18 protein-coding genes and 1 other annotated feature are annotated in these 21,454 nt (G+C 56.3%); of the genes, 6 read left to right on the top strand and 12 right to left on the bottom strand.

Annotated elements, in window-relative coordinates; genetic code table 11:
• Positions 1 to 131 precede the first annotated feature (131 nt).
• Complete coding sequence (gene ybaK, locus ACQG0S_RS05240) at positions 132 to 611, top strand: Cys-tRNA(Pro)/Cys-tRNA(Cys) deacylase YbaK (RefSeq protein WP_010428207.1); 480 nt, start codon at positions 132 to 134, stop codon at positions 609 to 611.
• A 92-nt stretch (positions 612 to 703) separates the two neighbouring features.
• Here the strand turns inward: ybaK and ushA are convergent, their stop codons facing one another.
• On the bottom strand, positions 704 to 2,356 hold the full coding sequence (ushA, locus tag ACQG0S_RS05235) for a bifunctional UDP-sugar hydrolase/5'-nucleotidase UshA (RefSeq protein ID WP_023305601.1): 1,653 nt from the start codon (positions 2,354 to 2,356) through the stop codon (positions 704 to 706).
• 164 nt (positions 2,357 to 2,520) lie between these two features.
• Between ushA and ACQG0S_RS05230 the strand changes: the two genes are divergently transcribed.
• On the top strand, positions 2,521 to 3,741 hold the full coding sequence (locus ACQG0S_RS05230) for an MFS transporter (RefSeq protein ID WP_022647282.1): 1,221 nt from the start codon (positions 2,521 to 2,523) through the stop codon (positions 3,739 to 3,741).
• 232 nt (positions 3,742 to 3,973) lie between these two features.
• Complete coding sequence (ybaL, locus tag ACQG0S_RS05225; protein WP_022647281.1) at positions 3,974 to 5,650, top strand: YbaL family putative K(+) efflux transporter; 1,677 nt, start codon at positions 3,974 to 3,976, stop codon at positions 5,648 to 5,650.
• A gap of 106 nt (positions 5,651 to 5,756) precedes the next feature.
• Here ybaL and ACQG0S_RS05220 read toward each other — a convergent pair whose 3' ends face one another.
• The 9 genes from ACQG0S_RS05220 to ACQG0S_RS05180 form a co-directional block, all read right to left on the bottom strand.
• Positions 5,757 to 7,061, bottom strand: coding sequence for an inosine/guanosine kinase (locus ACQG0S_RS05220; RefSeq protein ID WP_022647280.1), 1,305 nt, complete (start codon positions 7,059 to 7,061; stop codon positions 5,757 to 5,759).
• Positions 7,062 to 7,123: 62 nt separating this feature from the next.
• Complete coding sequence (gene hemH, locus ACQG0S_RS05215; RefSeq protein WP_017383216.1) at positions 7,124 to 8,086, bottom strand: ferrochelatase; 963 nt, start codon at positions 8,084 to 8,086, stop codon at positions 7,124 to 7,126.
• A 124-nt stretch (positions 8,087 to 8,210) separates the two neighbouring features.
• Complete coding sequence (gene adk, locus ACQG0S_RS05210) at positions 8,211 to 8,855, bottom strand: adenylate kinase (protein ID WP_022647279.1); 645 nt, start codon at positions 8,853 to 8,855, stop codon at positions 8,211 to 8,213.
• Between the two features lie 230 nt (positions 8,856 to 9,085).
• Entirely contained in the window at positions 9,086 to 10,960 is a 1,875-nt protein-coding gene (gene htpG / locus ACQG0S_RS05205) for a molecular chaperone HtpG (RefSeq protein ID WP_015571245.1), read from the bottom strand.
• A gap of 110 nt (positions 10,961 to 11,070) precedes the next feature.
• Complete coding sequence (gene recR / locus ACQG0S_RS05200) at positions 11,071 to 11,676, bottom strand: recombination mediator RecR (RefSeq protein WP_006809843.1); 606 nt, start codon at positions 11,674 to 11,676, stop codon at positions 11,071 to 11,073.
• A complete protein-coding gene (locus ACQG0S_RS05195) occupies positions 11,676 to 12,008 on the bottom strand; it encodes a YbaB/EbfC family nucleoid-associated protein (RefSeq protein WP_003858972.1) in 333 nt (110 codons plus the stop codon). The genes recR and ACQG0S_RS05195 overlap by 1 nt, the downstream gene beginning before the upstream one ends.
• 53 nt (positions 12,009 to 12,061) lie before the next feature.
• On the bottom strand, positions 12,062 to 13,990 hold the full coding sequence (dnaX, locus tag ACQG0S_RS05190) for a DNA polymerase III subunit gamma/tau (RefSeq protein WP_023299467.1): 1,929 nt from the start codon (positions 13,988 to 13,990) through the stop codon (positions 12,062 to 12,064).
• Positions 12,668 to 12,732 (bottom strand) — a sequence feature (DnaX frameshifting element). Its footprint overlaps the gene before it by 65 nt.
• A gap of 88 nt (positions 13,991 to 14,078) precedes the next feature.
• The gene (gene apt / locus ACQG0S_RS05185) at positions 14,079 to 14,630 is read right to left on the bottom strand and encodes an adenine phosphoribosyltransferase (protein ID WP_000127359.1); all 552 of its coding nucleotides are present in this window, start codon (positions 14,628 to 14,630) and stop codon (positions 14,079 to 14,081) included.
• Positions 14,631 to 14,781: 151 nt separating this feature from the next.
• A complete protein-coding gene (locus ACQG0S_RS05180) occupies positions 14,782 to 15,159 on the bottom strand; it encodes a DUF454 family protein (protein WP_001189855.1) in 378 nt (125 codons plus the stop codon).
• A 50-nt stretch (positions 15,160 to 15,209) separates the two neighbouring features.
• On the opposite strand from ACQG0S_RS05180, the gene priC reads away from it, so the two are divergent.
• Together priC and rsmS are read left to right on the top strand one after the other, a co-directional pair.
• Positions 15,210 to 15,737: a primosomal replication protein N'' gene (priC, locus tag ACQG0S_RS05175; protein ID WP_022647276.1), complete on the top strand. Its 528-nt coding sequence runs from the start codon at positions 15,210 to 15,212 to the stop codon at positions 15,735 to 15,737.
• Positions 15,738 to 15,749: 12 nt separating this feature from the next.
• Positions 15,750 to 15,938: a pleiotropic regulatory protein RsmS gene (gene rsmS / locus ACQG0S_RS05170; protein WP_038415536.1), complete on the top strand. Its 189-nt coding sequence runs from the start codon at positions 15,750 to 15,752 to the stop codon at positions 15,936 to 15,938.
• Between the two features lie 33 nt (positions 15,939 to 15,971).
• Here the strand turns inward: rsmS and mscK are convergent, their stop codons facing one another.
• Complete coding sequence (gene mscK / locus ACQG0S_RS05165; RefSeq protein ID WP_048966012.1) at positions 15,972 to 19,349, bottom strand: mechanosensitive channel MscK; 3,378 nt, start codon at positions 19,347 to 19,349, stop codon at positions 15,972 to 15,974.
• Positions 19,350 to 19,462: 113 nt separating this feature from the next.
• Positions 19,463 to 20,116 (bottom strand): multidrug efflux transporter transcriptional repressor AcrR, encoded by a 654-nt coding sequence (gene acrR, locus ACQG0S_RS05160; RefSeq protein ID WP_032624732.1) that lies wholly within the window; start codon positions 20,114 to 20,116, stop codon positions 19,463 to 19,465.
• A 141-nt stretch (positions 20,117 to 20,257) separates the two neighbouring features.
• Between acrR and acrA the strand changes: the two genes are divergently transcribed.
• Positions 20,258 to 21,451 (top strand): multidrug efflux RND transporter periplasmic adaptor subunit AcrA, encoded by a 1,194-nt coding sequence (gene acrA / locus ACQG0S_RS05155; RefSeq protein ID WP_022647272.1) that lies wholly within the window; start codon positions 20,258 to 20,260, stop codon positions 21,449 to 21,451.
• The last annotated feature ends 3 nt before the right edge of the window (positions 21,452 to 21,454 follow it).

Here is a 21,454-nt window from a genome sequence, read left to right as displayed (position 1 = left end):
CCTTCGGCTACGCCGATTGTCGCTCAAAGTAACCATCACTGCCAATACTATTGCGCAAGATGGTGCTATTTTTTAGACAAACGTCAGGCGTATGCTGCTGGCATGAACCGTCTGTCGTAAGAAGGATAGCCATGACTCCCGCCGTTAAATTACTCGAAAAAAACAAAATTTCTTTCCGGATCCACACCTACGATCACGATCCGAACGAAACCAACTTTGGTGATGAAGTGGTGCGCAAGCTGGGGCTGAACGCGGACCAGGTATACAAAACGCTGCTGGTCGCGGTGAATGGCGATATGAAGCACCTCGCCGTGGCAGTGACGCCCGTCGCCGGACAGCTTGATCTGAAGAAAGTGGCCAAAGCGCTGGGAGCGAAAAAGGTCGATATGGCAGACCCGATGGTTGCGCAACGCACTACGGGTTATCTGGTCGGCGGGATCAGCCCGCTCGGCCAGAAAAAGCGTCTGCCGACCCTGATCGATGCGCCTTCGCAGGAATTTGAGACGATCTATATTTCTGGCGGCAAACGCGGGCTGGATATCGAACTGGCCGCAGGCGATCTGGCGAAAATGCTGGACGCGAAATTTGCGGATATTGCGCGCAGGGATTGAGAAAATTGCCCGGTGGCGCTGCGCATACCGGGCCTACGATTCGAATGTAGGCCGGGTAAGGCGTAGCCGCCACCCGGCACAACACACCCGCTCTACTGCCAGCTCACCTCGCCCTTCGGCTCATACGCGTTCACGTCAATCGGTGAATTTTGCTGGATAAACTGCTTTAACACTTCCGCATCAATAAACCCGGTATTTACATAGCCCGGTTTGTTATCGATATGCGGATAGCCGTCGCCGCCGGTGGCGTTAAAGCTTAACGTTGCCAGGCGGTAGGTTTTCGCCGGATCAACAGGTTCGCCTTTGATTTTGAGATCGTTGAGCTTACCGTCCTTCGCGACGAAGCTGACGTTAGCAAACTGCGGATACGCTCCGGAGTCCGGCTTCATCTGCGCCACGGCGGTCAGGTAGTCAATTACCTCTTTCCCGCTCATGTCCGCATACACCACCACGTTGCCAAACGGCTGCACTTTGAGCACGTCTTTATAGGTGATGTTTCCGCCTTCGATGGAATCACGAATACCGCCGCCGCTCATCACGCCGAAATCCGCATTCGTGCGCGCCATCTGCGCGGCCAGCACCAGACGCCCCATGTTGGTTTGTACGAAGCGGACTTTGCTGCGGTCCCCTTCCAGTCGTCCGTTAAGCGTGCCAATCTTCACGTCCAGCTGCGCTTTCCCTTTGCTCTGGAACGGCGTCAGCAGGGAGAGCATCTGCTGGTTTTCAGCGATCTCTGGCGTGTAGAGTACCCGCTCGCTTTTGCCGTCCGGGTAGGTCACTTTCTTCTTCAGGTTGACCGGGATGAGCTGATAGTGCACCAGCTTCATCTCGCCGTTACGGAATTCGAAATCCGCACGGCCAACGTATTTACCCCACTCGTGGGCCTGTACAATCCAGATCCCGTTCTGACGATCCGGCGCGCACGGCGTGCCGGGCACATAATCTACCTGCTTTTTATTCTCAGAAGCCATGCAGACCGGATCCTGCGAATGACCGCCCACAATCATCGCCAGCGAGCCCGCAGGAAGGCTGCGCGCCATCTCCACGTCGCCCGGCGCGTTAGAGCCGTGCTGACCGTTGTCGTAATGCCCCATGTGGGTGGTAGCGATAATCACATCCGGTTTTTCATTCTGCTGCAACTCCTGGATCACCAGCTTCGCTTCGTCCGCCGGTTTACGGAATTCGATGTCGGTGAAAAATTCAGGGTTGCCAATTTTGGCCGTATCGTCGGTGGTTAAGCCGATGACCGCGATCTTCAGATCCTGACGCTTAAACAGCGCCCACGGTTTAAACAGGCGCTCGCCGGTGCTTTTCTGATAAATATTGGCGGAAAGGAACGGAAATTTGGACCACTTTTCCTGCTGGCGCAATACGCTCAGCGGGTTATCAAACTCGTGGTTTCCGACCGCCATCGCGTCGTAACCAATTAAATTCATGCCGCGGAAATCAGGCTCGGCATCCTGCAAATCAGATTCCGGTACGCCGGTATTAATATCCCCGCCCGACAGCAACAGCACGCTGCCGCCCTGAGCCGAGACCTCTTTACGAATGCCGTCCACCAGCGTTTTTTGCGCCGCCAGGCCATATTCACCGTATTCGCTGCGCCAGAAATGGCCGTGATGATCGTTAGTATGCAGAATGGTAATTTTATAGGTTTTATCTTTTTCATACGCCTGCGCGGGCAGGCTTGTCAGCCCCCATGCGGCGATGAGCGCCAGCGCGACGCCACGCTTTATTAACTTCATCTTCTCTCTCCCTGACCCATAGACAAACGCAAAAATTACAGTGACTCACAAGAATAGACAAATAAGTTTTCAGAATTGCGACTTTCTTCAAATGTCACGGACGAGTATGTTAGTCGGATAATAATTACTCCCTGCATCTCTAATTACAAATTGACGTGGTATTTATGGCAATCAGTGAATCAACCCAGCCTGTTCAGGGCGTTCCGGCGTCGCCGCCGAAATCGCGCACTTCCTTCAAAGTATTAGGCGCAATCAGTCTCTCTCATCTGCTCAACGACATGATCCAGTCGCTGATTCTGGCGATCTACCCGCTGTTGCAGTCTGAGTTCTCATTAACCTTCGTGCAGATCGGGATGATCACCCTGACTTTCCAGCTGGCCTCTTCGCTGCTACAGCCGGTGGTGGGCTACTGGACGGACAAATACCCGATGCCATGGTCGCTGCCCATTGGGATGTGCTTCACCCTGAGCGGGCTGGTGCTGCTGGCCATGGCGGGCAGCTTTGAGGCGGTACTGGTTGCCGCGGCGCTGGTAGGAACCGGTTCATCGGTGTTCCATCCGGAATCGTCCCGCGTGGCGCGTATGGCCTCCGGCGGACGCCACGGGCTGGCGCAGTCTCTGTTCCAGGTGGGGGGGAACTTTGGTAGCTCCCTCGGTCCTCTGCTGGCGGCGGTAATTATCGCGCCTTACGGCAAAGGCAACGTGGCGTGGTTTGTGCTGGCCGCGCTGCTGGCGATTGTCGTCCTGGCGCAAATCAGCCGCTGGTATGCCGCGCAGCATCGCGTAAATAAGGGAAAACCTGTCGCGAAGATAACCAATCCCCTTCCGCGCAATAAGGTGATCCTTGCCGTCAGCGTGCTGCTGGTGCTGATTTTCTCGAAATATTTCTATATGGCGAGCATTAGCAGCTATTACACCTTCTATCTGATGCAAAAATTCGGATTATCGGTACAAAACGCCCAGTTCCATCTCTTTGCCTTCCTGTTTGCGGTGGCGGCAGGCACGGTGATTGGCGGCCCTGTGGGAGATAAAATCGGACGTAAATATGTGATTTGGGGCTCTATCCTCGGCGTTGCGCCGTTTACGCTTGTTTTACCGTACGCAACGCTGGAATGGACCGGAATATTGACAGTGATAATTGGTTTTATTCTCGCGTCGGCGTTTTCAGCCATTCTGGTCTATGCGCAAGAGCTGCTGCCGGGACGTATCGGTATGGTTTCCGGTCTCTTTTTCGGTTTTGCCTTTGGCATGGGCGGCCTTGGCGCCGCCGTGTTAGGGATGGTTGCAGACCACACCAGCATCTTCCTGGTCTATAAAATCTGCGCTTTCCTGCCACTTCTGGGGATGTTGACCATATTCCTGCCTGACAACCGTCATAAAGCGTAACTACACGGCTGCCAAAGTTAAACTTTGGCAGCCGGATAACCTGATGCCATAAGGCTTTCCTCTCCCTCCCCTCAGCAAATTTATCAAAATCTGCCTTTTTTCGTGCTTATTGCCTTTTTATTGTGATTTCAACAATTATTCATAAACATAAGCGTAAAAATTGTCATAAACTATTAATCGGCTTTTTGGTATTTGCACCAAAAATGGATCACCCATCGCGAAAGGAGACGGAATGCACCACGCCACACCGCTTATCACCACCATTGTTGGTGGACTTGTGCTCGCTTTTATCCTCGGCATGATTGCCAACAAACTGCGTATTTCGCCCCTGGTAGGCTATTTGTTAGCGGGCGTGCTGGCAGGACCCTTTACGCCGGGTTTTGTCGCAGATACCAAACTTGCACCGGAGCTGGCGGAACTGGGCGTTATCCTGCTGATGTTTGGCGTCGGACTGCATTTTTCCCTGAAGGATCTGATGGCGGTAAAGTCGATCGCCATACCGGGAGCGATCGCCCAGATAGGGGTGGCGACGCTGCTGGGCATGGCGCTTTCGGCGGTGCTGGGCTGGTCAATCATGACCGGTATCGTATTTGGGCTGTGTCTTTCAACCGCCAGTACCGTGGTGCTGCTGCGCGCGCTTGAAGAGAGGCAGCTGATAGACAGCCAGCGCGGGCAAATCGCGATTGGCTGGCTGATAGTTGAAGATCTGGTGATGGTGTTGACGCTGGTACTGCTGCCCGCCGTCGCCGGGATGATGGAGAAAGAGAATATCGGCTTCGCTTCGCTGGCGCTGGATATGAGCATTACCATCGGTAAGGTTGTGGCGTTTATTGCCATCATGATGCTGGTGGGCCGCCGTCTGGTGCCGTGGATCATGTCCCGCAGCGCCGCCACCGGCTCGCGTGAACTGTTCACGCTTTCGGTCCTTGCCCTGGCGCTGGGCATTGCCTTTGGCGCTGTCGAGCTGTTTGACGTCTCCTTTGCGCTGGGCGCGTTCTTCGCCGGGATGGTGCTGAACGAGTCCGAGCTGAGCCACCGTGCCGCGCACGATACTCTGCCACTACGTGATGCGTTCGCGGTGCTGTTCTTTGTCTCCGTCGGGATGCTGTTCGACCCGATGATCCTCATCCAGCAGCCGCTGGCCGTGCTGGGTACGCTGGCAATCATCATCTTTGGTAAGTCCGTTGCCGCCTTCTTCCTGGTGCGGATGTTCGGTCACTCGCCGCGCACGGCGCTGACCATCGCCGCCAGCCTGGCGCAGATTGGCGAGTTCGCCTTTATTCTGGCTGGTCTGGGAATGGCCCTGAATCTGCTGCCACAGGCTGGGCAAAATCTGGTGCTGGCGGGGGCGATCCTCTCCATCATGTTGAACCCGGTATTGTTTGCCCTGCTGGAGAAATATCTCGAGAAGACCGAAACCCTCGAAGAGCTGACGCTGGAAGAGGCGACAGAAGAAGAGAAACAGATCCCGGTGGATATCTGCAACCACGCGCTGCTGGTCGGTTTTGGCCGCGTCGGCAGCCTGCTGGGTGAAAAACTGATGGCTCAGGGCATTCCACTTGTAGTGATTGAAACGTCACGCACCCGCGTCGACGAACTTCGCGAACGCGGCATCCGCGCGGTGCTGGGCAACGCGGCTAACGAAGAAATTATGAATCTGGCGCATCTGGACTGCGCTCGCTGGCTGCTGCTCACTATCCCGAACGGTTACGAGGCTGGCGAGATTGTCGCCACAGCCCGTGAAAAATGCCCGCATATCGAAATCATAGCCCGCGCCCATTATGATGACGAAGTGGAGTACATTACCGAGCGCGGCGCGAATCAGGTGGTGATGGGTGAGCGTGAGATTGCGAATACGATGCTGACAATGCTGACGAAGCCGCCGGTTGAAGAGGCGGTGACGGGGTAAATTTTGTGCGGCCTGGTCCCCTCACCCTGACCCTCTCCCCAAAGGGGAGAGGGTGTTCAAGTTCCCTCTCCCCTTTGGGGAGAGGGCCAGGGTGAGGGGTCTTCTTTTACCTGTCCCAATACGCCTCTTCGAGGCTGTCTTCCCGTTCCGGCAGCCCACGCGTTAAGCGCGGTGAATGCTGGTTCAGCACCTGATAACTCACGCGGTTCGCGTACTTGCACACCTGCGCCAGCGAGGAATAGGTCAGCCAGTTGAAGGTGTGTTTGCTGGAATTCGGCACATTGGTTTTGTGGTAGGCGTTAGCGGTGATGTCGTGCAGCAGCGCGGCCAGCGCGCCGTCGCCCGCGCCGTTGGTGTTCATGATCTTCTCGGGGCCACCCATATACGGTGCAATGTGGGAGAAGATACGCAGCGGGTTGATGCAGTCTTTATGACGCATGGCGCGGCTGAACTCGTACTGGTTAAATTCGGCGATAGCGCCCGGCAGCAGCGGGTGCTGGGTTTTCCGCTTGCTCTCTTCTTCCGTGAAGCCCGCCATGTACAGCCCGACCGGCCCGGCGGTGCAGAGCACCAGATCCACCCAGTCCAGCGCCTTATCAGACGCCAGCAGCGGATCGCTTTCGCCGGTCAGCGCTTCGGCTTCTTCTTCATTCATCGCCAGAATCGAGACGTGTTCTTTCAGGAAGGCCTGCCACCACTCCGGGTTGTCGGCAATCACGAATTTGGTGCCCAGCGTCAGAACCACAGGCACGTTGTATTTCTTCGCATACTCAATTGCCTTCATGGTTGCGTCCGGCATTGGTTCGCCCGGCTTGCAGCGCACCAGATAAGACGTCAACACCAGCGCAGACGCGCCCGCGATCACCTCTTCCGGAATACTTTCAGCGCGTAGCTTGTTCATATGGCCGGGGCTGATGGCAAAGGTACGCTCGCCGGAATCGCTTATCAGCGTAAAGCAACGACCAATTGGCCCGTCAACGCCCTGCAAATAGTTCAGATCGGTGCGGCTGGAGGTATTGCACAGGTAGCGGTAGGCGTAGCCACCGATTTCGATATTGCTGCACATCACGCCAAGCAGCACCGAGCGGTCGTCTGCCAGAACGGAGTAGTTGTGCATGGTGTTACCGATGGTGCCGCCAGCAAACTGGTGGGTGATAAGATTTTCGCGCATCAGTTCCTGATACAGCGCTTCGGCAACGTCATCCTCAATCACCAGCGAGTGCCCGGCGCTCAGACCGTAACGTGCGACAAACGCATCATCCACTTTGGCTTCAATGTCCACCAGCGTCTGATCGATACCGACCACCCAGGCAGCGCTGGTTTCGCTTTCCTGCTGAATTTGCTGTAACAGCGGATCGCGGGCATCGACGGGGAAATAGTGTTTGGACTTACGTTTACCGGGAAATTTCATGGTCTGAACTGTGCAAAGAATACGGGCCGGGAATGGTAGCACAAACCCGGCCCGTAACGCGATCAGCGGCGGGTGGTGACCAGTGACACCATCATATCGATGTGTTCAGGGGAGTCGTTAAGCGCAGGAATGTATTCGTATTTCGTTCCGCCGGCCTCCATGAAGAACTCTTTGTTCTGGACGGCAATCTCTTCCAGCGTTTCCAGACAATCCGCCGAGAAGCCCGGCGACATAACCTGAATGTGCTTCACGCCCTTCTCGCCCAGCATTTTTAGCGTTTCATCAGTATACGGGGTCAACCACGGTTCACGACCGAAGCGCGACTGGAAGGTCATCATCACCTTCTCAGGCGGCAGGCCGAGGGCGGAGACCAGCTCGCGGGTGGTATCGCGGCAACGCTGGGGGTAATCGTCCCCTTCGTTCGCGAAACGCTGCGGAATACCGTGATAGGAGAGCAGCAGCAGATCCGGCTCGCCATGTTTTTCAAACGACGCGCGCGCGCTGCTGGCAAGCGCCTGAATGTACAGCTCGTTATCGGCGTAGTCGCGGATAAAGGTGATGCCCGGTATACGGCGGCGGGTCGCCAGAATGCGTGCCAGTTCGTCCCAGACGGCAGCCACCGTGGAGCACGAATACTGCGGATAAAGGGCCAGCACCACAATGTGTTCAACGCCCTGCGCCAGCAGAGAGTCGACGGCGCTTTCCAGGGATGGCTTACCGTAGCTCATACCGAGCGCAACGGGCATGTCCGGCAGACGGGCGGCCAGCGCCTTCTCCTGACGACGGCTGTAGACCATCAGCGGCGAGCCTTCTTCCATCCACACGGACTGATAGAGCTTTGCTACACGCGGAGAACGAATCGGCAGAATGACACCACGCAGCAGTGGCCACCACAGCAGTCTTGGGGTATCCACGACGCGCGTGTCGCTTAAAAATTGTCGCAGGTAGCGTTTTACCGCCGCTGGAGTAGGTGCTTCTGGGGTGCCCAGATTGGCAAGCAGGATGCCGGTTTTCGCCTGACTCATTCACGCCTCTTAACCATTTGATAGGCTGTCAATTGTAGCGGAAATGCGTTTAAACGAAACCCATTGCTGTAATAGGTAAGATGAGAATTTTTCTCACCCGGGGCTCCGGGTGAGAGAGGTGCGCTTAGCCGAGGATTTTTTCCAGCTCTGCACGTACGTCAGCCACGGCTTTGGTGCCGTCAACTTTCGCGTATTTGGTGTTACCCGCCTGCGCTTCTTTGGAGTAGTAGCCGATCAGCGGTGCGGTCATCTGATGGTATTCCACCAGGCGTTTACGCACGGTTTCTTCCTGGTCGTCTTTACGGGTGGTCAGCTCTTCGCCGGTCACGTCGTCTTTGCCTTCAACCTTAGGTGGGTTGAATTTGATGTGGTAAACGCGGCCAGAGGCAGCGTGCACGCGACGGCCAACGATACGGTCAACGATCAGTTCGTCCGGTACATCGAACTCCAGCACGTAATCCACGTTGATGCCCGCTTCTTTCATGGCGTCAGCCTGAGGAATGGTGCGCGGGAAGCCGTCCAGCAGGAAACCATTGCGGCAGTCTTCCTGAGCAATGCGCTCTTTTACCAGCGCGATAACCAGTTCGTCGGTCACCAGCTTGCCTGCGTCCATGATGTCTTTAGCTTGTTTGCCCAGCTCGGAGCCAGATTTAACAGCGGCACGCAGCATGTCACCAGTAGAGATTTGCGGAATACCGTATTTCTCCATGATGAACTGAGCCTGAGTTCCCTTACCCGCGCCCGGAGCGCCAAGCAGAATAATACGCATTGCGAAAATCCCCTCAAATGTCGATTCAATTTTTCAAAAGCGCTAAACAATACCACCAGAACGGGTATCGCTCAAGGAAGGCGGGGAGGCTGAAACGGTTAACGGGGGGAGATTATTTGGGTTAGTGCGGTTGATTCCCCCTCACCCTACCCCTCTCCCCAAAGGGGAGAGGGAACTTGAACACCCTCTCCCCTTTGGGGAGAGGGCCAGGGTGAGGGGTAGGTTTTGTATTACGCCAGCAGCAGCGCATTCACACGTTTAATGAACAGGTTAGGATCTTCCAGGGTGCCGCGCTCGGCCAGCAGGGACTGATCCAGCAGCAGTTCAACCCACTCCGCAAAGCGGGCGTCGTCCTGGGTATCCGCCGCGCGTTTCACCAGCGGATGATCCGGATTAAGCTCAAAGATATATTTCACTTCCGGCACGGCCTGGCCCGCCGCAGCGAACAGTTTCGCCATCTGGGTGCTCATTTCGTCCGCATCGGTGGTGACAATGGCTGGCGTATCGGTCAGACGGTGCGTGAAGCGCACCTCTTTCACGCGGTCGCCCAGCAGGGTTTTCACGCGCTCAACGAACGGCTCCAGCGCCTTCTCGGCTTCCTTCGCGCTGTCGTCCACTTCATCCGCCAGCTTATCGATAGACTCGTCGGCTTTAGCAACGGACTGGAAGGATTTACCGTCGAACTCGGTCAGGTAGTTCATCATCCACTCGTCGATGCGGTCAGACAGCAGCAGCACTTCGATGCCTTTCTTACGCAGCAGCTCCAGATGCGGGCTGCTCTTCGCTGCCGCATAGCTGTCGGCGGTGATGTAGTAGATCTTCTCCTGCCCTTCTTTCATTCGGGAGACGTACTCTTCCAGCGATACGGTCTGGGCGGAGGAGTCGTTGTGCGTAGAGGCGAAGCGCAGCAGTTTAGCGATAGCTTCCACGTTCGCGGTGTCTTCCGCCGGGCCTTCTTTCAGCACCAGGCCGAACTGTTTCCAGAAGGTCTGGTATTTTTCCGCATCGTCTTTCGCCAGTTTTTCCAGCATCTGCAACGCTCGCTTGGTCAGGGCGTTACGCAGGTTACGGGTGACGGTGCTGTCCTGGAGAATTTCACGGGAGACGTTCAGCGGCAGATCGTTGGAATCTATCAGGCCACGCACAAAGCGCAGGTAGTTCGGCATGAACTGCTCGGCGTCGTCCATGATGAAGACGCGCTGCACGTACAGCTTCAGGCCGTGCTTGTGATCGCGGTTCCACATGTCCCACGGCGCCTGCGCCGGAATGTACAGCAGGCTGGTGTACTCCTGCTTCCCTTCCACACGGTTGTGGCTCCAGGTCAGCGGGTCGGTAAAGTCGTGGGCGATGTGCTTGTAAAACTCGTTGTACTCGTCGTCTTTAATTTCAGCTTTGTTGCGCGTCCACAGCGCCTGCGCCTTGTTGATTTTCTCCCAGGAAACCACGGTTTCGCCGTCTTTCTCTTCCTGTTTTTCAATCTCAACCGGCAGCGCGATGTGGTCAGAATATTTGCTGATGATGGAGCGTACGCGCCAGTCGTTCAGGAAATCGTCTTCGCCTTCGCGCAGGTGCAGAGTGATTTCGGTGCCGCGATCCGCTTTGGTGATATCATCAACGGTGTATTCGCCTTCCCCTTTGGATTCCCACAGCACGCCGTTTTCGGCGCTGTCGCCCGCGGCGCGGGTGCGCACGGTGACTTTATCCGCCACGATGAATGCCGAGTAGAAGCCTACGCCGAACTGACCGATCAGCTGGCTGTCTTTCGCCTGGTCAGAGCCCATGGACTCGAGGAACGCTTTGGTGCCGGATTTAGCGATGGTGCCGAGATGGTCGATCACCTCGTCGCGGTTCATCCCGATGCCATTATCGGCAATCGTCAGGGTGCGGTTCTCTTTATTAAAAGAGACGCGCACGCGCAGTTCGCCGTCGCCTTCGTACAGATCCGGGTTGGACAGCGCGCGGAAGCGCAGCTTGTCCGCCGCATCGGAGGCGTTGGAAATCAGCTCACGCAGGAAGATTTCTTTGTTGGAATACAGGGAATGGATCATCAGGTGCAGAAGCTGTTTTACTTCTGACTGGAAACCACGGGTTTCTTGTCCTTTCATCTAAGTCGACCTCAACAATGCCATTTAATGGGGTTGTAAAACGTTGAGTGAGAGATGGGGATAAGGGGGGGGATTTTCAAGCGGAGGCCGCGCACGCAGCCTCCGTTTGGTCAGAAAATAATCTTGTGTCGTCCGGCCAGCGAGTGCGACAGCGTGGTGCCGTCGACCATCTCCAGCTCACCGCCGACCGGCACGCCGTGGGCGATGCGGCTGGCGTCAACGCCGTACTGCGCGCACAGCTCGGCGATGTAGTTGGCGGTTGCCTCCCCTTCCACCGTCGGGTTGGTGGCGAGGATCACCTCTTTGATCGTCTCGGACTCAAGACGCTGTTCAAGACGATCGAGACCGATATCATCCGGGCCGATGCCGTCCAGCGGGGAGAGATGCCCCATCAGCACGAAATAGCGGCCGGAAAACTGCCCGGTTTGTTCGATGGCGTAGATGTCCGCCGGACTCTCCACCACGCAAATCTGACCGTTTTCCTGACGACGCGGGTTCGTGCAGATGTTACAGACGTCCTGCTCGGTAAAGGTCCGGCAATCCGCACAGTGACCAATTTCTGACATGGCGCGGGTCAGAGCCTGCGCCAGGCGCATCCCGCCGCTGCGGTCGCGCTGCAATAGCGTAAACGCCATACGCTGCGCCGACTTCGGGCCAACGCCCGGCAGGCAGCGCAGTGCTTCCATTAACTGCGTGAGCAGCGGACTGGTTTGCATCAGAATGGCATCTTAAAGCCCGGCGGCAGTTGCATACCGCTGGAAACAGAGGCCATTTTCTCTTTCTGGGTTTCGTCGATACGGCGAGCGGCATCGTTAAACGCGGCTGCAACCAGATCTTCCAGCATCTCTTTGTCGTCTTCGAGCAGGCTCGGGTCGATTTCAACGCGACGGCAGTTGTGCGCACCGTTGATGGTCACCTTGACCAGACCGGCACCCGATTCACCCGTGACTTCCAGCTGAGCGATCTCTTCCTGCATCTTCTGCATTTTTTCCTGCATCTGCTGAGCCTGCTTCATCAGGCCACCCAGACCGCCTTTTCCACCAAACATAGGCTTCTCTCTTCTTTCACGTTAAGGATTACAACCGTAAGTCAGACTCACGATCAAAGGGGGCGAATACTCTCTTCATCCAGATCGGCGTCGAAGAACCGGCGCAGGGTCTGGATGTTGTTATCCGCGATAATCGACTCGCGCGCCTGCGCGAGCTTCTCTTCATAAATCGCCTGTCGCCACTCGAGCGGCGTTTTCACCGCCGGATTATCATCTTCAATGATAGTCAATTCAACCGGCACACCCTGTAATGCGGTAAGCGCCTCGGCCAGCGCCTTTTGCGCGCCTGGGGAGTTGAGGTGCCGCTGGCCAGGGCGCAGGTGCAGACGCACCTGATTGCCTTCCTGCTCTTTCCAGGCATTCAGCGCGACCTGCTCCACCAGCTTCGGCAGTTGAAGTTTGCTGACCTCAGCGGCCCAGGCGTCGCGCTCGATGGACTCTTCCGCGAGCTTCGCGGACAGCTCCGGCGTTTTTTCATGCTCAAGCGCCTTTTTCAGCGCTTTTGGCGTGGCGACCACTTCCTTGACCGTTTCAACAACGGTAGTCGCCTTCCAGCGGTATGCCTCTTCTTTCGCCGGGGCTTTTTGCTCGAGCGCGGACGGTGCCGGACGCGACTGCACGCGCTCCGTTACCGAGGCCAGTCGTTCAAGCGCGGCGTTGTTCACCGGCCGCGCTCTTGCAGGCGCTGCCGGTTCACTCTTTTTTGGTTTGGTTGCTCCCTGCGCACGTTGCAACTGGCTTCGTGCGGCAAGCACCGAACTGGTGGCATCCGACAGCGGCACGTTCTGCGGCGGCGGCGATGCCGGTTGCGGTGGCACCTGCTGCGGTGACATTACCGCGGTCGGCGCAACCGGCGCAAAGGACTGCCGGGGCGTTTCCGGCTCCGGCAATGGCTTGCGCGGATGGAAGGCCAGCGCGCGCAGCAGCGTCATTTCAACGCCCATCCGGCGATCCGGTGCAAACGGCAGCTCTTTGCGGCCAATCAGCAGGGTTTGATAATAAAGCTGCACGTCAGCCGGCGGCACGGTGCGCGCAAGTTCACGCATCCGCTGTTCAATGGTCGCCATGTCCGCGCCAATGGCCGACGGAGACAATTGCAGCATCGCCACGCGATGCAGCAGGCTGAGCATCTCGACCAGCAGCGCTTCCCATTCAATGCCACGGGCGGCGGCATCGTTGACGAGGGTCATTACCCGCTCACCGTTGGCGGCGATCATCGCTTCGATAAGCGACAGCGCCTGATCGTCATCCAGCGTGCCGAGCATGGTGCTAACCGCGTCAGTGGAAAGCTTACCGTCACCGCTGGCAATTGCCTGGTCAGTCAGGCTCAGCGCATCACGCAGGCTGCCGTCCGCCGCGCGGGCCAGCAGCTGCAGGGCGCGCGGCTCGTGAACGATCTTCTCTTCATCAAGAATGTGTTCAAGCTGAGCGCGGATCTGCTCAACGTCCAGCGCCTTCAGATGGAATTGCAGGCAGCGCGACAGGATCGTGACCGGCAGCTTTTGCGGATCGGTGGTCGCCAGCAGGAATTTGACATGCGCAGGCGGCTCTTCCAGCGTTTTCAGCAGGGCGTTGAAGCTGTGGCGCGACAGCATGTGTACTTCATCGATCAGATAGACCTTGAAGCGGCCGCGCGCCGGGGCGTACTGCACGTTGTCGAGCAGATCGCGGGTGTCTTCCACCTTGGTGCGCGAGGCGGCGTCGATCTCGATCAGATCGACAAAACGCCCCTGCTCGATCTCGCGGCAGTTGTCACATACGCCGCACGGGGTGGCGGTGATCCCGGTTTCGCAGTTCAGACCTTTTGCCAGCAGGCGGGCAATAGAGGTTTTACCGACGCCGCGGGTGCCGGAGAAAAGATAGGCGTGATGGATGCGACCTAGCGACAAGCCGTTCGCCAGGGCCGTCAGCACATGTTCCTGACCGACAACGTCAGCAAAGGTTTGTGGTCGCCATTTACGGGCTAACACCTGATAACTCATGGGCAGGCTCTGCAACGCTGGAAGGTGAATTAATGGAGGGGAATGCTATCACAACCTCACCCATTGAGCGAGGTTGTGAGATACGGGATTAATGTCCCGGGAAAGGCACCAGGCTGTAGCTGGTAATACCCTGTTTTTCCAGGCGCTGCTCGCCGCCGAGATCGAACAGGTTGATGATGAATGCCGCGTCGGTCACTTCCCCGCCCAGACGACGGATCAGCTTCACGGTCGCTTCGATGGTGCCGCCGGTTGCCAGCAGATCGTCCACCACCAGCACTTTGTCGCCTGGCTTGATGGCATCAACGTGAATTTCCAGCTGATCGGTGCCGTATTCCAGCTCATAGCTCTCAGCAATGGTTTCACGCGGCAGTTTGCGCGGCTTACGCACCGGCACAAAACCCACGCCCATCGCCAGCGCAACCGGTGCGCCGAACAGGAAGCCACGGGCTTCGGTACCTACTACTTTGGTGATCCCGGCGTTTTTATAACGCTCAACCAGCAGTTCAATGCTGAGGGCGTACGCTTTCGGGTCTTCCAGCAAGCTGGTGACATCACGGAAAAGAATGCCAGGCTTTGGATAATCCTGGATACTTTTGATGCTATTTTTCAGATATTCAAGCTGCTGTGCAGTTGCGGTCATCGGTTTGTGCCTAAATGAAACAGTGTTACTCACGGCGCGCGACGAGTCGGTCAAAGTAACAGTTGTTTAACCTTTGACCAGGCGCACCTGTGCTCGAAAACGGTCGAATTTACTGGCTGTGCGCCATAATTGCAACCGCCATGATGAGGCTTCAGTGCTTTTGTTGCTTTTCATCAACCACGGGGATCCGCCACATGAAGATCAGCAGGCAGGCCAGGATTGCCAGCAGCAGAATGCGCACCCACATCATTTTCACCAGCCATAACGAGACGGCGAAGGTGATCAGGATGAAGGCAATGGCGCGCGGCTTGGCCCCGGGCGGCATGGCCCGGTGTTTTTGCCAGTGCCGCAGGTAGCCGCCAAACCACGAACGGTACAGGAGCCAGTGGTGAAAACGCGGCGACGAGCGGGCGAAGCACCAGGCGGCCAACAGGATGAACGGGGTGGTCGGCAGCAAGGGCAATACGATGCCCAGCGTACCCAGCACTACCGCGAGCCAGCCAATGATGATTAAAATAGTACGCTGCATAATGCGAATCGTTATCAAACTGAACGGCTACTTTACCACTGGAGAGCGCATTGAAAACAGCACTGCTTCTTGAGAGGCTGCAAAATCAGCTGATCGCGCTGCGGGCGCAGGCCACACCGCTGATGGGACATGCTACGCTGAAACCGCGCTTTGACCGGCAGCTCTTCCGCACCCGCAGTACCGTCATTCAGGATTACCTTGCTGAAATGCAGACCAACCTCGACGAGCTTCGCCACGCGGTTGAGAGTGAACAGCAGGAACAGGTGGTGTGGCTTGCGGAGCATCTTACCGAGCAGATCACCGCCCTGCACCGCGAAATCGCCGCCTGGCCGCTACGGGCGTGGGACAGCGCCTCGCCAGGGCTCGGAAAATGGCAGCGCAAGCGGCTGGAGAACCAGGAGTTTGAGCGGCGTCTGTTTGAGATGAAGTGTGAGCGCGAAGCCCGCCTGACCACCAGCGAAACGCTGCAAGAGCAGCAGTTATTAATGCGTGAAATCAGCGCGCTGGAAGGCCGCATCGTCCGCTGCCGTCAGGCGCTGGATGAGATTGAACGCGTCATTGAACGCCTGACCCGTTAACAGGAGCCACTAATGTCACTGGAAAATGCCCCCGACGAGGTCAAGCTGGCCGTCGATTTAATTATGCTGCTGGAGAATCACGAGATCCCGGCGGAGACGGTGCTGAAAGCGCTGGAGATTGTGCGGCGGGATTTTGAGGGAAAGGTGAAGGCCGGTTGCCCTCACCCTAGCCCTCTCCCTGGAGGGAGAGGGGACCGTTAGGTGCGGTTTGAAAGATCTGCCCTGATTCGCTTTTTACCCTCTCCCCTCTGGGGAGAGGGCAGGGTGAGGGGCGGAGTTTTCGTCACCCTTAATCTCGCGCTTCACTTCCGTATGTTCGTCACCTTTCTCATTGCGCAGGTGAACCTCAAGCTGATTGAAGGCGATATTAATGTTGTTTTCACGGCACAGACGGTCAATGGTGCGGTTCAGCTCATCGACGGTGTAGCTGCGATCGCGTAGTTCTCGTACGTACAGGCGCAGCTCATGATCCAGCGTGCTTGGCCCGAAGGTGGTGAAGAACACGTCAGGCGCAGGATCGTGCATCACTTTAGGATGTGATTTCGCGGCTTCCAGCAGGACCTCTTTCACTTTATCCAGATCTGAACCATAGGCCACCCCGAGTCGGACCACCACGCGCGTCGTAGTATCCGAAAGCGACCAGTTGATCAGTCGCTCGGTCACGAAGGCTTTGTTCGGGATAATCACCTCTTTACGATCGAAGTCAGTGATGGTGGTCGCACGAATACGGATCTTGCTGACGGTCCCGGAGAAGGTGCCGATGGTGACGGTATCGCCGATACGCACCGGACGTTCGAACAGGATTATCAGGCCAGAAACAAAGTTACCGAAGATCTCCTGCAAGCCGAAGCCCAGACCTACCGACAGCGCCGCCGCCAGCCACTGGAGTTTATCCCACGAGACGCCCAGCGAGCCGAATACCGTCATCGCCCCGACAATAATAATGACGTAGTTCAGGATGGTGGTAATGGCATACGACGCCCCCTGACGCAGGTTCAGCCTTGAGAGCACCAGCACTTCCAGCAGACCAGGCAGGTTGCGGATCAACGCCCAGGCCACCACCGACGACACCAGCGCAAAGAGCAGGCTGCCCATGGTGACGCTTTTCATTACCGCAGCGCCCGCTTCGGTACCGTTGTATTGCCAGAGGGTGATACTGTCGAGGTAGGCGAAGACGGTAATTAAATCAGACCAGATGGCCCAGAACATCACCGCAAACAGCGCAATCATCACCAGCATGGTAATACGCATCGTTTGCTGGTTTACCTGCTCCAGGGCAATGGTCGGCTCTTCCTGCGGCTCAGCCCCTTCAGCCCCCTCTTTAACCTGATGCTGTCGACGGGCAACAGCACGACGATACGCAATGCGGCGCGCCGCCACGCTCAAACCGCGCAGCACGGTCTGGAACAGCAGGTTCCACAGGATCACCAGATACACGGTTTCAATCCAGCGGCCTGACAGACGAAGCGTGGTATAGAAGTAACCCGTTGCCGTCAGCACCATCAGCGCCAGCGGAATGATCGCCAGCACCGTTACGGTAACCAGACGAAGATTGTGGGACTCTTTATCACGCCAGCTGTCGCGGCACATCGGCCACATCAGGACGGCTATCAGCAGCAGGTTCAGCATAATTACCAGCTGTCCCAGCACGTCATCCATCAGATGCAGCGGCGAAAGCTCGGCCACAACGGACCAGAAGTGCAGCGGCAACAGCGCGAGGCTGATACGTACAATCTGGCGACGCCAGTGGCTGGTGAGTTTCTCCGGCATGTTGAAGTGTCGGACCGCGACGCCGTCTTTTTCCAGCACTTTCCAGCACAGACCAAACACCAGCCAGAACAGCGCCAGCTTTTTGCTGAACGCCCACAGCAGGTCGCTGATATTGAGCTGCATGGTCAACAGGATCAGGCCGACGGCGAGGATCAGCAGGCAGACCGGCAGAGCACGGATCAGATCGATCAGGATCGCTTTCGGGGTGTGCAGCTGGCTGTCGTTACGCAGTTGCCCCACTTCCGAGGCCAGCTTCGCCTGGTACTGCTTCAGCCATTTCAAACGCCAGCGTATTACTCCGGCGATGAGCAGCAAAGGCAGACCCGCAAGGAAGGCAATCATTACCGCAGGCCAGGCTTTCTCCCAGTTCACGGTAATTTTCATGCTTTTGATCTGGGATTTCAGCGTTTCAGGGAAAGATTTAAACCAGTCCCAGTCCATGGGTTTGTTGCTGTTCACCCAGAAAATCTGCTGGGTCAGGATCTCCTGGAGGCTTTTAGACACGCTCACCAGCTGCTGCTGGTTGATTTGCAGGTTAATCGCCATCATCAGCTGGTTGCCCAGCTGCTTATTAAGCTGATCGAGCAGTTCGCGGCGCATATCCACAACCTGCAACAGCGCGTCGTGAACTTCACCGTTTACTTCACTTGAATGGCCTTCTTCCACTTTGGCAACAAACGTATCGCTCTGGAACAGGGCATCGCGCTGCTGGTTAACGTCAAACTGTTCAAGACGCAAATCCGCAATGCGGTTGGTCATGTCTTCCAGCTCGTCGGCGGACGGCAGCGTCTGCTGCTGCTGGTAAAGAATGCGCGACAGCAGCAGGCTTCCCTTCAGGACGGCAATCTGCTCTTTGACATTGCGCTCAGCCTGCAAAGCGCGATCCAGCCAGTTTTTGACTTTAATATTCTGCTGCACCAGCGCGCTGCCGTTTTCAGTCGCCTGAATCAGGCGCTCGCTCAGCTGATGGTTAATTTCCAGCTCCTGCTTCACCAGCGGATTGGCCTGGATACGCGCCGTTTCGTCTGGCGAGACCGCTTCCTGCGCCGTTTTTTCGGTCAGCGTCAGGCGCTTGCTGTTCACCGCCTCCTGCAACAGCTGAAGCTGATGCTCGAGCCGGTTGATATTCGCGTTCACGTAGTCACGCTGTTTTTGCAGCGCATCCTGCAACACCGTGTTGCCTTCCAGACTCTTACGCTGCTGTTCAATCTCCGCGTTCAGCAGCGTCTGCTGGATGTTCAGCAGCGTTTGCTGGGTCGGTCGAAGCGCCCCTTCCCCCACGGTAATGCCATTCAGACGGTTACGTATCTGCTGTAGCTGTTGCGATGCAGAATACATGGCGTTCTGCACGCGCTCAGGCTGGGTTTGCAGCGAAACCAGCTGGCTGTTATAGGTCGAGAGATCGGACTGCGCCGTTTGCAGATCGTCCAGCAGCTGCGCCACGCGCGACTCAAGCTGGCGCAACGAAAGCGTGGCAAGCGTTTTTCGGGTTTCATCGTCGTTATCAACGTCGCTAAGCGCGTTCAGGGCCTCCGTTGCTTTACGCATGTTCTCCGGCGCCTGAGCGACCTTCTGCCGCAGCTGGGCCGTTTCGGCTTTGATGCGATCGATCTTATCCAGCGTATCCAGGGTTTCCGTCAGGTCCTGCTGAACGAGCTTTTCCTGGGCGGAGAGATCTTTTTGTTTATTCAGGGTGTCGAGTTGCGACTGAACCTCGGCACGCGTCGGGACGTCACTGCCGTTGTCTGCACGGGCCCAGGAATGCGGTGCGGCTGCAAAGAAAAACAGCAGGATCAAAAAAACGGCCAGAACAGAATGTGTCGAGCGATAGGTGTGCAGCATAGTCGTGAATGTGATCTGAGAAATGACCGAAAATAGTCGGGCGTGAAGAATATCACGCCCGGCTAAAGCAGAATAGCGGGAAGGTAATCCTCTAAGACATTTCCTGGAAAGATTCAGGCAGTAAGCGGCGCTCCCTCGCTGCGGAGGGTCGGGCAAAGCTGGCACATCTCCAGGAAAATCGCGACGTAGCTGCGCGCCTCTGATTTCAGATCGAACGACTGCGGGGCGAAAAGCCAGTTTTCCATCAGGCCGGAAATATAGCTGCGCATCAGGATCGCCGCCCGGCGCGTTAACAGCGTAGCGGGAAGCATGTCGGCCTGCATACATTCCTTAAGAACTTGCTCGATGCGATCGTAGCTTTCCAGACACAGGTCGCGCTGCGCCTGTTGAACCACCGCCATTTCGCCAACAAACTCACATTTATGGAAGATGATTTCCATCATCAGACGTCGGCGTTCTTCCACAACAGTCGCTTCAAGGATATATACTAATATTTCTCTTAATACTGAGAGTGGATCGTGAGGGAATTTTGCCCGATACTCACTCTCAAGATCGCTGATGCTGGACTCTGAAAGCTCCCAGATTTCACCAAACAGATCTGACTTGTCTTTAAAATGCCAGTAAATCGCTCCCCGCGTGACGCCCGCGGCCTGAGCAATCTGCGCCAGCGAGGTTGCCGAAACACCCTGCTGTGAGAACAAACGCATTGCCACATCCAGAATGTGTTGTCGGGTTTCCAGCGCTTGTTGTTTGGTTTTTCGTGCCATACGTTGATGAATTTACAGGAGTCAGATTTACATACATTTATGAATGTATGTACCATAGCATGACGATAATATAAACGCAGCAATGGGTTTTTAGACTCAGGACCCTTGATCAATTTGAAATCGGACACTCGAGGTTTACATATGAACAAAAACAGAGGGTTAACGCCTCTGGCGGTCGTTCTGATGCTCTCAGGCAGCTTAGCGCTTACAGGATGTGACGACAAAGAGGCTCAACAAGGAGCTCAGCAGGTGCCAGAAGTTGGCGTCGTGACGCTCAAATCCGAACCTCTCCAGATGACAACAGAACTACCGGGCCGCACCAGCGCCTATCGCATTGCAGAAGTACGTCCGCAGGTGAGCGGTATCATCCTGAAACGTAACTTCACCGAAGGCGGTGATGTGAAAGCAGGTGAGTCTCTTTATCAGATTGATCCAGCAACCTATCAGGCGTCTTATGAGAGCGCTAAAGGCGATCTGGCGAAAGCAGAAGCGGCAGCCAAAATTTCGCAACTGACGTTGAATCGTTACAAGAAACTGCTCGGCACGCAGTACATCAGCCAACAGGATTACGATTCTGCCCTGGCCGATGCACAGCAAGCCAATGCAGCCGTTGTGGCGGCGAAAGCGGCGGTAGAAACCGCGCGTATTAACCTCGCCTACACCAAAGTGACCTCCCCTATCAGCGGTCGTATTGGTAAATCAGCCGTCACCGAAGGTGCGCTGGTGCAGAACGGTCAAACCAACGCGCTGGCCACCGTGCAGCAGCTTGACCCGATCTACGTTGACGTTACACAGTCCAGCAACGATTTCCTGCGTCTCAAACAGGAGCTTGCCAGCGGACAACTGAAACAGGAAAACGGTAAAGCCAAAGTTGAACTGGTTACCAACGACGGTATCAAGTTCTCACAGACAGGCACACTGGAATTTTCTGATGTGACCGTCGATCAGACCACCGGCTCTATCACCATCCGGGCTATTTTCCCGAATCCGGATAAAACCCTGCTGCCGGGTATGTTCGTACGCGCCCGTCTTGAAGAAGGGACTAACCCAAGCGCCATTCTGGTTCCGCAGCAAGGTGTGACCCGTACGCCACGCGGCGATGCGAGCGCGCTGGTTGTGGGTGCCGATAACAAAGTCGAAACACGCAATATCACTGCAACGCAGGCGATTGGCGACAAGTGGCTGGTAACGGAAGGTCTGAAAGATGGCGATCGCGTGATTATTACTGGTTTGCAAAAAGTTCGTCCTGGCGCGCAGGTCAAAGCTCAGGAAGTGAAATCTGACGACAAACAACAAGCATCGGCCGCTGGCCAGTCAGAACAAACCAAGTCTTAACTT

Origin of the sequence: Enterobacter cloacae complex sp. 418I7 (assembly GCF_050030705.1) — a bacterium.
Taxonomy (GTDB): Bacteria; Pseudomonadota; Gammaproteobacteria; order Enterobacterales; family Enterobacteriaceae; genus Enterobacter; species Enterobacter intestinihominis.
This window is presented reverse-complemented; position numbering and strand designations above follow the sequence as displayed.

Bases quoted from the DNA above. Each gene is read 5' to 3' on its own strand.
- ACQG0S_RS05180 (WP_001189855.1), bottom strand. From the start codon at position 15,159: ATGCAGCGTACTATTTTAATCATCATTGGCTGGCTCGCGGTAGTGCTG.
- adk (WP_022647279.1), bottom strand. From the start codon at position 8,855: ATGCGTATTATTCTGCTTGGCGCTCCGGGCGCGGGTAAGGGAACTCAG.
- acrA (WP_022647272.1), top strand. From the start codon at position 20,258: ATGAACAAAAACAGAGGGTTAACGCCTCTGGCGGTCGTTCTGATGCTC.
- ybaL (WP_022647281.1), top strand. From the start codon at position 3,974: ATGCACCACGCCACACCGCTTATCACCACCATTGTTGGTGGACTTGTG.
- htpG (WP_015571245.1), bottom strand. From the start codon at position 10,960: ATGAAAGGACAAGAAACCCGTGGTTTCCAGTCAGAAGTAAAACAGCTT.
- ACQG0S_RS05230 (WP_022647282.1), top strand. From the start codon at position 2,521: ATGGCAATCAGTGAATCAACCCAGCCTGTTCAGGGCGTTCCGGCGTCG.
- rsmS (WP_038415536.1), top strand. From the start codon at position 15,750: ATGTCACTGGAAAATGCCCCCGACGAGGTCAAGCTGGCCGTCGATTTA.
- ybaK (WP_010428207.1), top strand. From the start codon at position 132: ATGACTCCCGCCGTTAAATTACTCGAAAAAAACAAAATTTCTTTCCGG.
- hemH (WP_017383216.1), bottom strand. From the start codon at position 8,086: ATGAGTCAGGCGAAAACCGGCATCCTGCTTGCCAATCTGGGCACCCCA.
- dnaX (WP_023299467.1), bottom strand. From the start codon at position 13,990: ATGAGTTATCAGGTGTTAGCCCGTAAATGGCGACCACAAACCTTTGCT.
- ushA (WP_023305601.1), bottom strand. From the start codon at position 2,356: ATGAAGTTAATAAAGCGTGGCGTCGCGCTGGCGCTCATCGCCGCATGG.
- acrR (WP_032624732.1), bottom strand. From the start codon at position 20,116: ATGGCACGAAAAACCAAACAACAAGCGCTGGAAACCCGACAACACATT.
- ACQG0S_RS05195 (WP_003858972.1), bottom strand. From the start codon at position 12,008: ATGTTTGGTGGAAAAGGCGGTCTGGGTGGCCTGATGAAGCAGGCTCAG.
- recR (WP_006809843.1), bottom strand. From the start codon at position 11,676: ATGCAAACCAGTCCGCTGCTCACGCAGTTAATGGAAGCACTGCGCTGC.
- apt (WP_000127359.1), bottom strand. From the start codon at position 14,630: ATGACCGCAACTGCACAGCAGCTTGAATATCTGAAAAATAGCATCAAA.
- mscK (WP_048966012.1), bottom strand. From the start codon at position 19,349: ATGCTGCACACCTATCGCTCGACACATTCTGTTCTGGCCGTTTTTTTG.
- ACQG0S_RS05220 (WP_022647280.1), bottom strand. From the start codon at position 7,061: ATGAAATTTCCCGGTAAACGTAAGTCCAAACACTATTTCCCCGTCGAT.